Source organism: Kitasatospora atroaurantiaca (genome assembly GCF_007828955.1).
GTDB lineage: Bacteria > Actinomycetota > Actinomycetes > Streptomycetales > Streptomycetaceae > Kitasatospora > Kitasatospora atroaurantiaca.
On sequence record NZ_VIVR01000001.1, the window covers coordinates 1,963,012 to 1,975,573 of the forward strand.

At 75.0% G+C, this 12,562-nt stretch carries 9 protein-coding genes; 6 read left to right on the forward strand and 3 right to left on the reverse strand.

What is annotated here, in order from left to right:
• Window positions 1-142 precede the first annotated feature (142 nt).
• The 3 genes from FB465_RS08840 to FB465_RS08850 all read right to left on the reverse strand — a co-directional run bounded on the left by FB465_RS08840 (window position 143) and on the right by FB465_RS08850 (window position 2,967).
• Complete coding sequence (locus FB465_RS08840) at window positions 143-1,288, reverse strand: bifunctional RNase H/acid phosphatase (protein WP_145789219.1); 1,146 nt, start codon at window positions 1,286-1,288, stop codon at window positions 143-145.
• Window positions 1,289-1,292: 4 nt separating this feature from the next.
• The gene (locus FB465_RS08845; protein WP_145789221.1) at window positions 1,293-2,036 is read right to left on the reverse strand and encodes a zinc ribbon domain-containing protein; all 744 of its coding nucleotides are present in this window, start codon (window positions 2,034-2,036) and stop codon (window positions 1,293-1,295) included.
• Window positions 2,037-2,124: 88 nt separating this feature from the next.
• Window positions 2,125-2,967: a Nif3-like dinuclear metal center hexameric protein gene (locus tag FB465_RS08850; protein ID WP_145789223.1), complete on the reverse strand. Its 843-nt coding sequence runs from the start codon at window positions 2,965-2,967 to the stop codon at window positions 2,125-2,127.
• A 487-nt stretch (window positions 2,968-3,454) separates the two neighbouring features.
• Here FB465_RS08850 and lanL point away from each other — a divergent pair, with 487 nt between their 5' ends.
• The 6 genes from lanL (at window position 3,455) to FB465_RS35665 (ending at window position 12,545) form a co-directional block, all read left to right on the forward strand.
• Entirely contained in the window at window positions 3,455-6,217 is a 2,763-nt protein-coding gene (gene lanL, locus FB465_RS08855) for a class IV lanthionine synthetase LanL (RefSeq protein ID WP_170290530.1), read from the forward strand.
• A 50-nt stretch (window positions 6,218-6,267) separates the two neighbouring features.
• A complete protein-coding gene (locus FB465_RS08860) occupies window positions 6,268-8,301 on the forward strand; it encodes an alpha/beta hydrolase family protein (RefSeq protein ID WP_145789227.1) in 2,034 nt (677 codons plus the stop codon).
• 139 nt (window positions 8,302-8,440) lie between these two features.
• Complete coding sequence (locus FB465_RS35660) at window positions 8,441-8,584, forward strand: VenA family class IV lanthipeptide (RefSeq protein ID WP_170290433.1); 144 nt, start codon at window positions 8,441-8,443, stop codon at window positions 8,582-8,584.
• A 108-nt stretch (window positions 8,585-8,692) separates the two neighbouring features.
• Window positions 8,693-10,321 (forward strand): ATP-binding cassette domain-containing protein, encoded by a 1,629-nt coding sequence (locus tag FB465_RS08865; protein WP_145789229.1) that lies wholly within the window; start codon window positions 8,693-8,695, stop codon window positions 10,319-10,321.
• Between the two features lie 95 nt (window positions 10,322-10,416).
• Entirely contained in the window at window positions 10,417-12,225 is a 1,809-nt protein-coding gene (locus FB465_RS08870) for an ATP-binding cassette domain-containing protein (protein WP_145789230.1), read from the forward strand.
• Window positions 12,226-12,389: 164 nt separating this feature from the next.
• Window positions 12,390-12,545 carry a hypothetical protein gene (locus FB465_RS35665; RefSeq protein ID WP_170290531.1) on the forward strand — a complete coding sequence of 52 codons (156 nt, stop codon included), beginning with the start codon at window positions 12,390-12,392 and terminating at the stop codon, window positions 12,543-12,545.
• Window positions 12,546-12,562 lie beyond the last annotated feature (17 nt).

The window sequence follows — 12,562 nt, forward strand, 5'->3', positions numbered from 1 at the left end:
AGCTGACGTCGTTCACTGACGCCGAGCGCGCTGACAGAATCTGAAATCTGTCAGTTGATATCCGACATCTGACGGCGGGCCGGGAATCCCCGACCCGCCGTCAACTGTCAACCGTCAGCTCTCAGCCGTACGCCAGAAGCCGTCAGCGCAAGTGGCTCGTGTCGTTGAGCAACCGCAGCGAGGCGTTCCCGTCCGCGTAGTACTGGACGGCGCAGAAGGACGCGGCCGACAGCTCCATCCGGTACAGCGAGTCCGGCGGAGCCCCGAGCGCCAGCCGGACCAGCGTCTTGATCGGGCTGACGTGCGAGACCACCAGCACCGTCTTGCCCGGATGCCTGGCGAGGATCTTGTCGCGGGCGACGCCGATCCGGTGCGTGAGGGTGGTGAAGCTCTCGCTCCCGCCGGTCGGCTTGGCCTTGGCCGAACGGAGCCAGGCCGCCAGGTCGTCCGGGTGGCGCTCCTGCACCTCGGCGAAGGTCAGCCCCTCCCAGTCGCCGAAGTCCAGCTCGCGCAGCCCCTCCTCGATCCGCACCTCCAGGCCGAGCCTGATCGCCACCGCCTCGGCGGTCTGCCGGGTGCGCTGCATCGGGGAGCTGACGATGGCCTGCACGGTGCCGCGCGCGGCGAGCGCCTCGGCGGCCCGGGCCGCCTGCCACTTCCCCTTCTCCGACAGCGCCGGGTCGGTTCCGCCGCTGCCGGAGAAACGCTTCTCCGGTGTCAGCGGGGTCTCACCGTGGCGGAGGAGGACGAAGGTGGTGGGCGTGCCCAGGTCGGCGGGCGCGGCCCAGCCGGCCTTGGGCGCGGCCGGCTCGAGCAAGGCCTCCTCGACGGGGGCGGCCGGGACGGGACGGGCCTTCGGCTCCCACTGCCTGCCCGCCTTGCCGGCGTCCATCGCCTCGTTGGCCAGCCGGTCCGCGTCCTTGTTCTTCTCGCGCGGGATCCAGGTGTACGTCACCTGGGAGCGCGGGAGGACGGTGCGCGCCTCGGCGGCCAGCGGCTGCATGTCGGGGTGCTTGATCTTCCAGCGGCCCGACATCTGCTCGACGACCAGCTTGGAGTCCATCCGCACGTCGACACCGGCGTCCGGGTCCAGCTCGTGGGCCGCCCGCAGTCCCGCGATCAGACCCTTGTACTCGGCCACGTTGTTGGTGGCGTGCCCGATGAACTCGGCGGCCTCGGCGATGATCTGGCCGGTGTCGCCGTCACGGACCACCGCGCCGTAGCCGGCCGGCCCCGGGTTGCCCCGGGACCCCCCGTCCGCCTCGACGATGAACCTCCGCCCCGCCATCGGCTCAGACGCCCGAGTCGGCGGTGCGGACGAGGATGCGCCCGCAGTTCTCGCAGCGGACGACCGCGTCCTTGGGCTCGGCCTTGATCGCGTTCAGGTCGGTGATGGCGAACTCCACCTGGCAGCCCTCGCAGCGCCGCTGGTACAGGCGGGCCGCCCCGACGCCGCCCTGCTGCTCGCGCAGGCGGGTGTACAGCTTCAGCAGGTCGGCCGGGATGACGGCGACGACGGCCTCACGGTCGCGCTTGACCTTCGCCACCTCGGCGTCGATCTCGGCGAAGGACGCGGCGCGGCGCTCCTCGGCCTCCTTGAGCACGACGGTGGAGTGGTCCAGACGGGCCGTCAGCTCGGTGACCCGGGTGTTGGCGGACTCCAGGCGCTCCATGACCTCCAGGACGACGTCCTCCAGGTCGGACTGGCGCTTGGCCAGCGAGCCGATCTCGTGCTGGAGGTTCTCCAGGTCCTTGGGCGAGGTGACCGCTCCGGAGTCCAGCCGCTGCTGGTTCCGGGCGGAGCGGGCACGGACCTGCTCGACGTCCTGCTCGGCCTTGGTGAGCTCGCGGGTGGTGTCACCGAGCTGGGCGTCGGCGGCGACCACCAGGGACTTCAGGGCGGTGTGGTCGGCGGTGGCCTTCTCGATCTCGGCGTGCTCGGGCAGGCTGCGGCGCCGGTGGGCCAGCTGGTCGAGGCGGGAGTCGATGGCCTGCAGGTCGAGCAGGCGGATCTGGTCGGCGGGCGCGGCGTTCAAGCGGAGAGCTCCTGTGAATCGGTCAGGTTCAGGTCGGGTTCAGGGGTGCGCGGCGGCACGTGGGCACGGCGTCACGGTGGGCCGGGAGTCACGGGTTCGCGCCGGGGGTCATCGGGGCATGGGCGGTCCACGGATCGGTGACCCGGTGGGACACCTTGGTCTCCAGGTCCCAGCCGTGCTTGTCCGCGAGCGAGACGAGGCTGCGTGCGGCGAGGTTCAGCCAGGGCCACTCGGTGGCCCAGTGCGCGGCGTCCACCAGCGCGACCGGCGCCGCCTCGGTGGCCTCCGAGGCCGGGTGGTGGCGCAGGTCGGCCGTGACGTACGCGTCGACGCCGGCGGCGCGGACCTCGGCGAAGAAGCTGTCACCGGAGCCGCCGCAGACCGCGACCCTGCTGATCAGCCGGTCCACGTTCCCCGCCACCCGGACGCCCGTGGCGGTGGCCGGAAGACCGGCGGCGACCTGGGCGGCGAAGGCGGAGAGGGTCAGCGGTGGTTCCAGGACGCCGATCCGGCCGGTGCCGCGACGGCCCGCCGGGTCGGTCGGGTCCGGGATCAGCGGCGCGAGGACGCGCAGACCGACCGCCTCGGCGAGGGCGTCGGAGACACCCGGGTCGGCGTGGTCCGCGTTGGTGTGGGCGACGTGCAGGGCGATCCCGGCGCGGATCAGGGTGTGCACGACCCGGCCCTTGAAGCCGGTCGCCGCAACGCTGGTGGTGCCGCGCAGATAGAGGGGGTGGTGGGTGACCACCAGATCGGCGCCCCACTCCACCGCCTCGTCGACCACCGCCTGCACGGGGTCGACGGCGAACAGGACGCGGCCGACCTGGGCCTCGGGGTCGCCGCAGACCAGGCCGACGGCGTCCCACGACTCCGCCCACTGCGGCGGGTAGAGCTCTTCGAGCGCGCTGATGACGTCGGACAGTTTCGGCACCTGTTGAGACTACCGCGCGCGAAGGGCCGCCCGGGCCCCGGCAGCGGGCCGCCGGGGCGTGCGCAGCCCGTACAGCTGCTCGTCAACCAGCGCGAAGCGGCGCTCAGGGGCAGACGGCCGGCCCGCCGGACGCCCCGAGTGACGCCCACCCGTCGTGCTCTGGTCACACCGTCGGGGTCGCACGCATTCGAAAACGAATCGAGATCACCCTTACGAGTGAAGTGACCCGCTGAGCGTTGAGCCACACCCTTCTCGAAAGTAACTTCAGTGGTGCGAACGAGAGTTGCCTCGACCAGGGGGGTCGAAAGGGCGCTCCACCGAATTCCGGATCATTGCATTCCGCAGATCAGCCGATCTCGCGGGCGGCGGCGAGATGCTCCGGACGGCGGACGCGGCCGGGGTGATTCCCGTACTTCCGAAGACCGATCAGGCCGAGGTGCCGGAGCAGTGGGCACCATCGGCGACGCGACGAAGGGGTGTGAAGCAGATGGGGGCGGGCACACCGCTGCGTACGGCTGGGGGGCCGGGATCGGTCGGCGACGCGCCGGACGCGGACGGCACGTTGCTGGAGGTGGCGCGGGCGGCCGTGGCCGGTACCGGGAGCCGGGGAGGGGGCGGTGACTGGGGGTTCACCGTCGAGGGCTTCTGGTGCACGGCCCGGCCGGCCGCGCCGGAGATACCCGAGCAAGGCTGGAAACTGCATGTCAGCGCAGCCTCCGAGGTGGCGGTGGAGGTACTCGCGGCCGTCGCCGCCGTCATCGCCGAGGACCCCTGCGCATTCAAGTTCGCCGCGGACCGGGAAAAGCTCCATGAACTGAATTCCCGGAACAGCGAGCGCGGCTCGGCCGGGAAATTCATCACCGTTTACCCGGCCGACGAAGAGCAATTCCGGCGGATCGCCGAGGAATTACACCGCGCGACGGAGAGCCTGCCGGGCCCGACCGTGCTCTCCGACCGGCCGTACGCGCCGGGCAGCCGGGTGCACTACCGGTACGGCGCCTTCGCGGGCCGCGCCGAGCTCGGCAACGACGGCGCGTACCGCTCGATGCTGTACGGACCGGACGGCGCCCGCATCGAGGACGTCCGCACCGCGAGCTACCGATGTCCGCCCTGGGCGGTCGACCCCGTCGAGGGGAGGGGGTCGACCAAACCGAGCGGGGCCAGGCCCGGCCCGGGCGGGGTGCTGCTGGGCGGCCGGTACGCGCTGACGGCCGCCGTACGCCACGGCGCCAAGGGGGGCGTCTTCCTGGGCCGGGACACCGCGAGCGGCGCCGAGGTCGTGGTCAAGCAGGCCCGGGCGCACATCGAGGTGGACCGCTCCGGTACCGAGGCCAGGGCCGCCCTGCGCCACGAGGCACGGCTGCTGGCCCGGCTCGACGGCCAGGAGCTCACGCCCCGCCCGGTCCAGCTGCTCGAGCAGGGCGACTCGCTCTTTCTGGTGCAGGAACGCATCCCCGGCCAGCCGCTGGGCAGTTGGGTCGCCGGGCGGTTACGGCGGGACGGCGCACCGGATGTCGCCTGGGCGGAGGCCGGTCCGATGGCGCTCGCCCTGGTCGAGCTGCTGGAGCGGGTGCACGCCGAGGGGCTGGTGCTGCGCGACCTGGCACCGGGCAATGTGATGGTCCGGCCCGACGGCCGGCTCCGGCTGATCGACCTGGAGCTCGCGGCCCCCGTCGGAACCACCGCGGGTTCGGCCGGCACCCCCGGGTACCGCGCGCCCGAGCAGGGCCCCGTCCGGCTCTGCTCCCCCGCCGAGTTCAGCGCCGACCTGTACGCAATGGGCGGACTGTTCTTCCTGCTGGCCACCGGGCACGACCCGCTGCTGCCCGAGGATCTGCCCCGGGCCCGCCCGGTCGCCGAGCGGCTCGGCCGCTGGCTGGCGCTGGCCGCACGTGAGGGCGGCACGGCGCGCCGGCTGGCCCCGATCGTGCTCGGGCTGCGCGCCGAGGAGCCCGGGCAGCGCTGGAGTCTGGCCCGGGTCCGGGCTGCACTGGCGGACTCGGTACCGCTGCAGACCGCCCCGCCCGCAGGCGAGCCCCTGCTCGACCGGCTGCTCCATGACGGCCTGCGGCACCTGGCCCTGACCGCCACCCCGCAGCGCCGCGACCGGCTCTGGCCCACCGTCCCGGCCGGGCAGCTCACCGACCCCTGCAACGTCCAGCACGGCGCGGCCGGCGTGCTCGCGGTGCTCGCCCGCGCGGCCTGTGCGCCACTGCCCGGGCCCGTCCGTGAATCGGCCCGCGACACCGCGAAGTTGGCGGCCGAGTGGATCGAACGGCGCTGCGCCGCCGAGCCCGTCGTGCTGCCAGGCCTGCACTTCGGCCGGTCCGGTACCGCCTGGGCCCTGCTGGACGCCGCCGAGGCGCTGGCCGACCCGGCGCTCGCCGACCGGGCCGCCGCGCTGGCGCGGCGCGTCCAGCTCACCTGGCCCAACCCCGACGTCTGCCACGGCGCGGCCGGCGCCGGCTTCCTGCAGCTGCGGCTGTACCGCTCCACCGGATCGAGCGAGTTCCTCGACCGAGCGGCCGCGTGCGCCCATGGCCTGCTGGCCGCCGCGCAGCGCGAGCCGTACGGCACGGTCTGGCCCGTGCCGAGGAGCTTCGACTCCAGCCTGGCCGGGGTCACGCATCTCGGGTACGCCCACGGGGTGGCGGGAGTCGGTGCCTTCCTGCTCGCGGCCGCCGAGGCCACCGGCGACGACGAGCTGCTCACCTCGGCCCGGCAGGCCGCCGGGACGCTGGCCGCGACCGTCCGGCGCGAGGGCGCGGCCGGCTGGTGGCCGCAGAGCGAAGGCGACCCGGAGAGCGTCCGGCTGGCGCACTGGTGCAGCGGTTCGTCCGGTGTGGGCAGCTTCCTGGTCCGCCTCTGGCAGGCGACCGGGGACAGCGACGCGTACGAGCTGGCGCTCGCGGCCGGGCAGGCGGTGCTGGACGGCCGCTGGCACAGCGGGGTCTGCGCCTGCCACGGCCTGGCCGGCAACGGCGAGTACCTGCTCGACCTGGCCGAGGCCACCGGCGAGCGCCGGTTCCGCTCCGGCGCCGAGGAGTTGGCCCGGCTGATCGCGGCCCGCGCGGCACTGCGGGACGGCCGGCTCATCCTCCCCGACGAGACCGGTACGGGCTGCACCCCGGCCTACGGCACGGGCACCTCGGGCGCCCTCGCCTTCCTGCTACGGCTGCGGCACGGCGGCCCGCGGATCTGGCTCGATCCGCAACCGCTCGGCGCAGGCCTGACCATGAGCCGGCCTTGACACCCCGTCCGACCACTCCACTCGACCACTCAACCGGAGGTGAGCCCACGATGAGCATCGCCACCCGCACCACAGCCCAGGCGTTGCGCCGACTGAGCTTCACCTTCGCCCCCGACGGCTCCCACGCCGCCTGTCTGGCGGCCGGCGCCGACGGCGGCTGGTACGCCGAGAGCTGGCGGCTGCCCGCCGACGGACCGGCCGAACCGACCGCACTGCCGCTGCCCGGAAACCGCTCGGAGAGTCTTCGCTCGCAGTTGGTCTCGCTGCCAGACGGCCGGGTCCTGGTCTGCCGGCATGACGGAGACCGGCACAGCCTGATCCTGGTGTCGCCGCCGAGCCCCGAACACCCGGTCACCGAGCAGCAGTTGACCACCCTCCGGATGCCCGGCCTGCGCCTGCTGCCGCTGCCCGGCGGCGCGCGGGCGGCCGACGCGCCGGTGGCCGTCGCGCTCGGCACCGACACCCGGCCGGTCACCACGGTGTGGCTGGTGGCCGCCGACGGTTCGGAGCCCGAGCAGGTGGCCGAGCTCCCCGGGCTGCACGGCGGCGGCGTCTGGCTCGACCGCGCCGGGCGGCTGCTCGCCCTCGACCGGGTCACCTCCGGCGTCGTCAAGTCCGTCGCGCTGGACCTCGAACTCGGCCGGGTCACACCCCTGTTGGAGATCGCCGAGCGCAGCAACGACCGACTGGTGCTGTTCGACCCGGACACCCGCTTCGCGATGGTGCGCAGCGACGCCCCCGGCACCGACCGGCTCGGCTGGGGCGTCCTGGGCGGCGCGGAGCCGCTGCGCTTCCCGGAGTGCCTGCACGTCCCGGGGATGTTCCTGCGGCCGATCGCCCAGTCGCCCTCCCCTGCCATGGGCACCGAAGCACCTTCCCAGGACCTCGCGGACGGTCCCCGGGTCGTGCTGCAGATCGACCGCGGCGCCGCCTCGGCGCTCGCCCTCTGGCAGTCGGCGGGCGGGCACCTCGATCCGCTGCCGGTACCGCCCGGGCGGCTGGGCGCGGTCGGCCACTGGTCGGCGGCGGGCCTGCGGATGCCGTACTCGGCACCGGACCACCCGGCCGGGCTGGCCACCCTCGACGTCGACACCCTGCTCGGCCTCGGTGCGACGGGCGCGCCCTCGGCCATGGCCCTGCCGCTCCAGCTGGCGCCGCTCGCCCACGGCGGGCCGGCCGGCGCCGGACGGGAGGCGGCGCTGCCCTGGGCCTCACCCGCCCGCGTCTCCCGCACCTCGCCCACCTCGCCGCCCGGCTGGCGGCTGGACGCCAGCGCCAAGCCCGGCGACGGCACCCGCTGGCACTCCGCGCAGAGCCTGGAGCTGGCCGGCCCGGCCGGCCCGATCGAGGCCGTGGTGTACGGCGGCGACGCCTGGCTGAGCACCCCGCACCTGGTGATCGCCCTGCACGGCGGCCCGGCGGACGCCTGGCGGCTGGAGTTCGACCCGGCGCTTCAGCGGATGGCGGCCGAGGGCCTGGCGGTGGTCGCGCCCAACCAGCGCGGCAGCACCGGCTACGGCCTGGAGCACGCGATGACCATCCGCGGCGCCTGGGGCGGCCCCGACCTCGAGGACATCCTGCACCTGATCGAGGGGCTGTCAGGGCAGCGGGCAGCGCTCGGACTCGAGCCGCCGTCCCTGTTCGGCGTGAGCTACGGAGCCTTCCTCGCCCTGCTCGCGGCCGCCCACACCCCGGATGAACACATCGCCCGCTGTGCCGTGGTCGCTCCCTTCCTGTCCGGTGCCCGGCTGCTGGCCGAGGCGGCCGCGCCGGTCCGGGCGCTGACCACCCGGCTCGGCGGGGGCGATCCGATCGAGGACGCCCGCGGCCCCCGCGACGCGCTCCAGCTCGTCCACCGGATCACCGCGCCGCTGCTGATCCTGCACGGCGACCGGGACGAAGTGGTGCCCGTCAGCCAGTCCCGTTCGCTGCGCCACGAGTTGCTGCGGATCGGCCGGGCGGAGGGATCCGACTTCCGCTACGTGGAGGCCGCCGGGGCCGGGCACGAGGTGCTGGCCGAGGAGGGCGCCGCCGTGCTGCACGAGCTGCTGGCCGCCTTCCTGCGGACCGGGCGGCCCACCTGAGACTTCCCGGGCCCGACGAGCGGCGGGCCCGGGAGACAGACCTGCGGCGGAGGGGTTCCGCCGCAGCTGCCACCACCGAGTGGCAACGCACCGCCGGTCGCACCGCGCGGCCGGTGACCACCAAGGGGAGGACCCAATCATGGAGAACATGCTGGACTTCGAGACCGACCTCGCGGCCCTGCAGGAGCTGCCCGAGACCGAGTCCGTCGAGCTGACCGGCCACGGCGGCGGCTGCCAGTACACCTGTCTGATCCTGACCTGCCTGATCTTCACCATCAGCTAGTAGCAGGCGGACAGACCGGTCGACCGGGCCGCGCCACGCCCTTCAGGGGGGTGGCGCGGCCCTCCCACACTCACGGAGCACTTCCCACACTCACCGAGGGGTTGCAGGATGCGCGGCTGGGCCCTGGTCCTCGCACTGGCCGTCCCCATGGAGGCGGCCGCGACACTCGCACTGCCCGGCACGGTCGCCGGGGCGGTCGACGCCGTGCTCGGCGGGCCGGCCGCCGCTCCCGTCACCCTGCTCGGCGGCGTCCTGTTGATCGGCGCGGCCGCCGGTGCACTGGCCGCCGCGGCCGGCCCCGCCTGCACCGCCCAGGCCACCGTCGCCCTTCGCGGCTGGCTGCTACGGCACGTCCTGGCGATCGGACCCGCGCCGCAGGGGCCGCCCAGCGGCGATCTGACCTCTCGGCTGGTCGGCTCGGCGGCGGACGCCGGCGGGGCGCTCCCGGCCCGGCTCGGCGCGGCCACCGCGCTGCTGACCTCGCTGGGCGCGGTGATCGGGCTCGGCCTGCTCTCGCCCTGGCTGGCCCTGGCCTTCTTCGCCGGGGTGCTGCCCGGCGTCGTCCTGATCCGCCTCTTCCTGCGCGAGGCCGGGCAGGTCTTCACCCGGTACCAGGAGGTGCAGTCCGAACTGGCCGCCCGGCTCACCGGTGCGCTGGCCGGCTTGCGCAGCATCCACGCGGCCGGGGCCGAGGACCGGGAGGCCCGGCGGGTGCTCCGTCCACTGCCCCGGCTCTCGGCCGCCGGCCATGCCCTGTGGTCCGCCCAGCGCCGTACGGTCTGGCAGGCGACCCTGCTCGTCGCCGTGGTGGAGCTGGCCGTGCTGGCCACCGCCGGGTGGCAGGTGGCGGCGGGCGCGCTGCCCCCCGGAGCCCTGGCCGCGGCCGCCGGGTGGGCGGCGCTCGGCGTGGGCTTCTTCGAGCAGGTCGAGGCGCTGGTCGGGGTCGCCCACGCACGGGCCGGCCGCGCCCGGGTCGACGAGGTGCTGGCGACGGCCGCGCCGCGCCACGGCACGCGGCTCCTTCCCGACGGGCCGGGCGAGTTGACCTTCAGCGGGGTGGTGGTGAGGGACGGCGAGGACGTGCTGCTCGGGCCCCTGGACCTCACCGTTCCCGGCGGCAGCACGGTCGCCTTGGTGGGCCGCTCCGGCTCGGGCAAGTCACTGCTCACGGCGCTGGTCGGCCGCCTGCGTGAACCCGACTCCGGGCGGGTGCTGATCGACGGGGTGCCGGTGGACGAGCTGACCGGCACGGAGCTGCGCAGAGCGGTCGGGTACGCCTTCGAGCGGCCGGTCCTGGTCGGCGCCACGGTCGGGGACGCGCTGGAGGGCGCGGGCCCGGCACAGGCGCGCGCCGCCCGCGCCGACAGCTTCCTGGAGCGCCTGCCGCAGGGGTACCGGACACCACTCGCGGAACTGCGCCTGTCCGGCGGCGAGCTGCAACGCCTCGGCCTGGCACGCCTGTTGGCCCAGCAACCGCGCATCGTGGTGCTCGACGACGCCACCTCCAGCCTCGACATGGCGACCGAGCACCAGGTCACCGAGGCCCTCGCGGACTCCACCCGGGGCCGCACCCGGCTCGTGGTGGCCCATCGCGCCCAGGCCGCCGCCCGGGCCGACCTGGTGGCCTGGCTGGACGGCGGCCGACTGCGCGCGCTCGCCCCGCACGCGGACCTCCTCGCCGACCCCGACTACCGCGCCGCCCTGTCCGGGGCCGCCCTCGACCCCGCCGCCCGGTGATACCCACCGCGGGCGACCGCTCGGATCCGTACGGAAGGAGGTCCGTTGATGGATCGTCGTCGTGAGCTCCGTACGGCCCGCGCGGGGGGACGCTGATGGGCCGCCATCGCGAGGTTCGCGCCGCCTCCGGGCGCGCCCTGCTCGCCGGCCAACTGGCCACCACCCGGCCCGCGTTGGTGCGGGTGCTGGCCTGGTCCACGGTGGAGGCGCTGCCCGCGCTGCTCTCCGGCATCCTGCTCTCGGCCGCGGCCGACCAGGGCTTCCTGGCCGGCCGGCTCGGCGTCGGCTGCCTCTGGCTGGCCGCGCTCGGGGCGGCCGCCGCCGTCCGGGCGTACGCCGCCCGCGCGGTGTTCCCGTACGTCGCCGCCGTGGTGGAGCCGCTGCGCGACGCCCTGGTCGTCCGGGTCGTGCACGGCGCGCTCGCCCGGCCCGAGGCGGGCCCGGCGGAGGTCGCCAGGCTGACCGAACAGGTCGAATCCGCCCGCCAGTTGACCGCCACCCTGCTGCGGACCCTGCGCGGCGTCGGGGTGACGCTGGTGGCAGCGCTGCTCGGGCTCACCCTGCTCGCGCCCGTCACCCTGCCGCTGGTCCTGCCGCCGCTGATCGTCGCCGGCTGGCTCTTCGTCCGGCTGCTCGGCCCGCTGGTGGCACGCCGGCGCGCGGTGGTGATCGCCGACGAACGGGTGGCCGCCGAAGCCGGCCTCGCCTTCGAAGGGCTCCGCGACCTCACCGCCTGCGGCGCACAGCAGCGCATCGGCGAGGCCGTCGGAGCCACCATCGAGGCCCAGGGGGACGCGGTCCGTTCGCTCGGCCGGGCCGCCGCACTCCGCTCGCTCACCGTGGCACTCGGCGGCCGGCTCCCCGTCCTCGCCGTGGTGGCGGCTACCCCGTGGCTGGTCGACCGGCACTGGCTGACGGCCGGCCAGGTGCTCGGCGTGGCGGCCTATCTGCTGCAGCAACTGGAGCCCGCGGTAAGGACCTTGGCCGGGATGGCCGGCGGATGGGTGCTGGAGCTCGCCGTCGTCCTCGACCGCCTGGCCGCTGTCCAGGTCCCGGCCCCGGCCTCCGACCAGGCCGCCGAAGCCCTCGAAGCCCCCGACGCCGGCGGCCCCGCCGTACGCGTCACCGGCCTGCACCACGCCCACGGGCCGCTCGCCCGGCCCGTCCTCGCGGGCCTCGATCTGGAGCTGGCGCCGGGCGAGCACCTCGCCGTGGTCGGCCCCAGCGGCGCGGGCAAATCGACGCTCGCCGCCCTGCTGGCGGGCCTGCTCCCGCCGCAGCGCGGCGAGGTGTCGGTCGGCGGCGTCCAGCCGCATCTGCTCCCCGGCCCACTCCGCGCAAGCCGGCTGGCGCTGGTCCCGCAGGAGGCGTACGTCTTCGCGGGTACCGTGCGCGAGAACCTCGGCTGGCTGAATCCGGAGGCCGATGACGCCCAACTCGCCCGCGCGGTCGCTCTGCTGGGAGCAGAGGAGTTGGTGGCCCGGCTCGGCGGGCCGGACGGTGTGCTGCCCGACCCGGCCGCCCTCTCGGCCGGCGAGCGCCAACTCCTCGCGCTGGTCCGGACGTATCTCTCCCCCGCCCCCGTGGTGGTGCTCGACGAGGCGACCTGCCACCTGGACCCGGCGGCCGAGGCCCGGGCCGAGGAGGCCTTCGCCGCGCGGCCGGGCACCCTGGTGGTGATCGCCCACCGGATCGGCTCGGCACTGCGGGCCGATCGGGTGCTTCTGCTGGATTCCGGCCACTGCCTGACCGCCCGCCACGGCGACCTCCAGGTACTCTCCCCGCTCTACCGCGAACTGGTCGGCCACTGGCTGGGATCGGCCCCGTCCGGCGGTTCCGGCGGTGAGCGGACGGCGGAACCGCAGGCCACCGGACCGGCGTCGACCATGCCGGGCCGATGGTGATCTCGCTACGTCCCCGTCCGATCCGGCCGATATGGTGGCCCCCGTACAGGCCGTGACGCTTCCGGCACAGGCACGTCTCGCGCCGTCGGCGAAGCGCCTCGGCCCGATGACCGGTGCCACGTGGCACCACAGACCCGCAACCCCGCACGGAGAAGACGAAGCTGATGTCCGAAACCCTCACCGACACCACCGAGCACGACAGCACCGCGCCCGGCGCCGACGAGGCCACGGCCGCGGACACCGCGCACGGTCGGCACCGGGGCGTGACCGCGCCCGACGACACCGCCGACGCCGACCCGCACGGCCGCCACCGCCGCTGAGCCTCCGTCCCTCCGGC

Excerpts from the sequence above, each read along its gene's own strand:
- FB465_RS08840 (WP_145789219.1), bottom strand. The coding sequence starts at position 1,288 with ATGGCGGGGCGGAGGTTCATCGTCGAGGCGGACGGGGGGTCCCGGGGC.
- lanL (WP_170290530.1), top strand. The coding sequence starts at position 3,455 with ATGGGGGCGGGCACACCGCTGCGTACGGCTGGGGGGCCGGGATCGGTC.
- FB465_RS08860 (WP_145789227.1), top strand. The coding sequence starts at position 6,268 with ATGAGCATCGCCACCCGCACCACAGCCCAGGCGTTGCGCCGACTGAGC.
- FB465_RS35660 (WP_170290433.1), top strand. The coding sequence starts at position 8,441 with ATGGAGAACATGCTGGACTTCGAGACCGACCTCGCGGCCCTGCAGGAG.
- FB465_RS08865 (WP_145789229.1), top strand. The coding sequence starts at position 8,693 with ATGCGCGGCTGGGCCCTGGTCCTCGCACTGGCCGTCCCCATGGAGGCG.
- FB465_RS08870 (WP_145789230.1), top strand. The coding sequence starts at position 10,417 with ATGGGCCGCCATCGCGAGGTTCGCGCCGCCTCCGGGCGCGCCCTGCTC.
- FB465_RS35665 (WP_170290531.1), top strand. The coding sequence starts at position 12,390 with ATGTCCGAAACCCTCACCGACACCACCGAGCACGACAGCACCGCGCCC.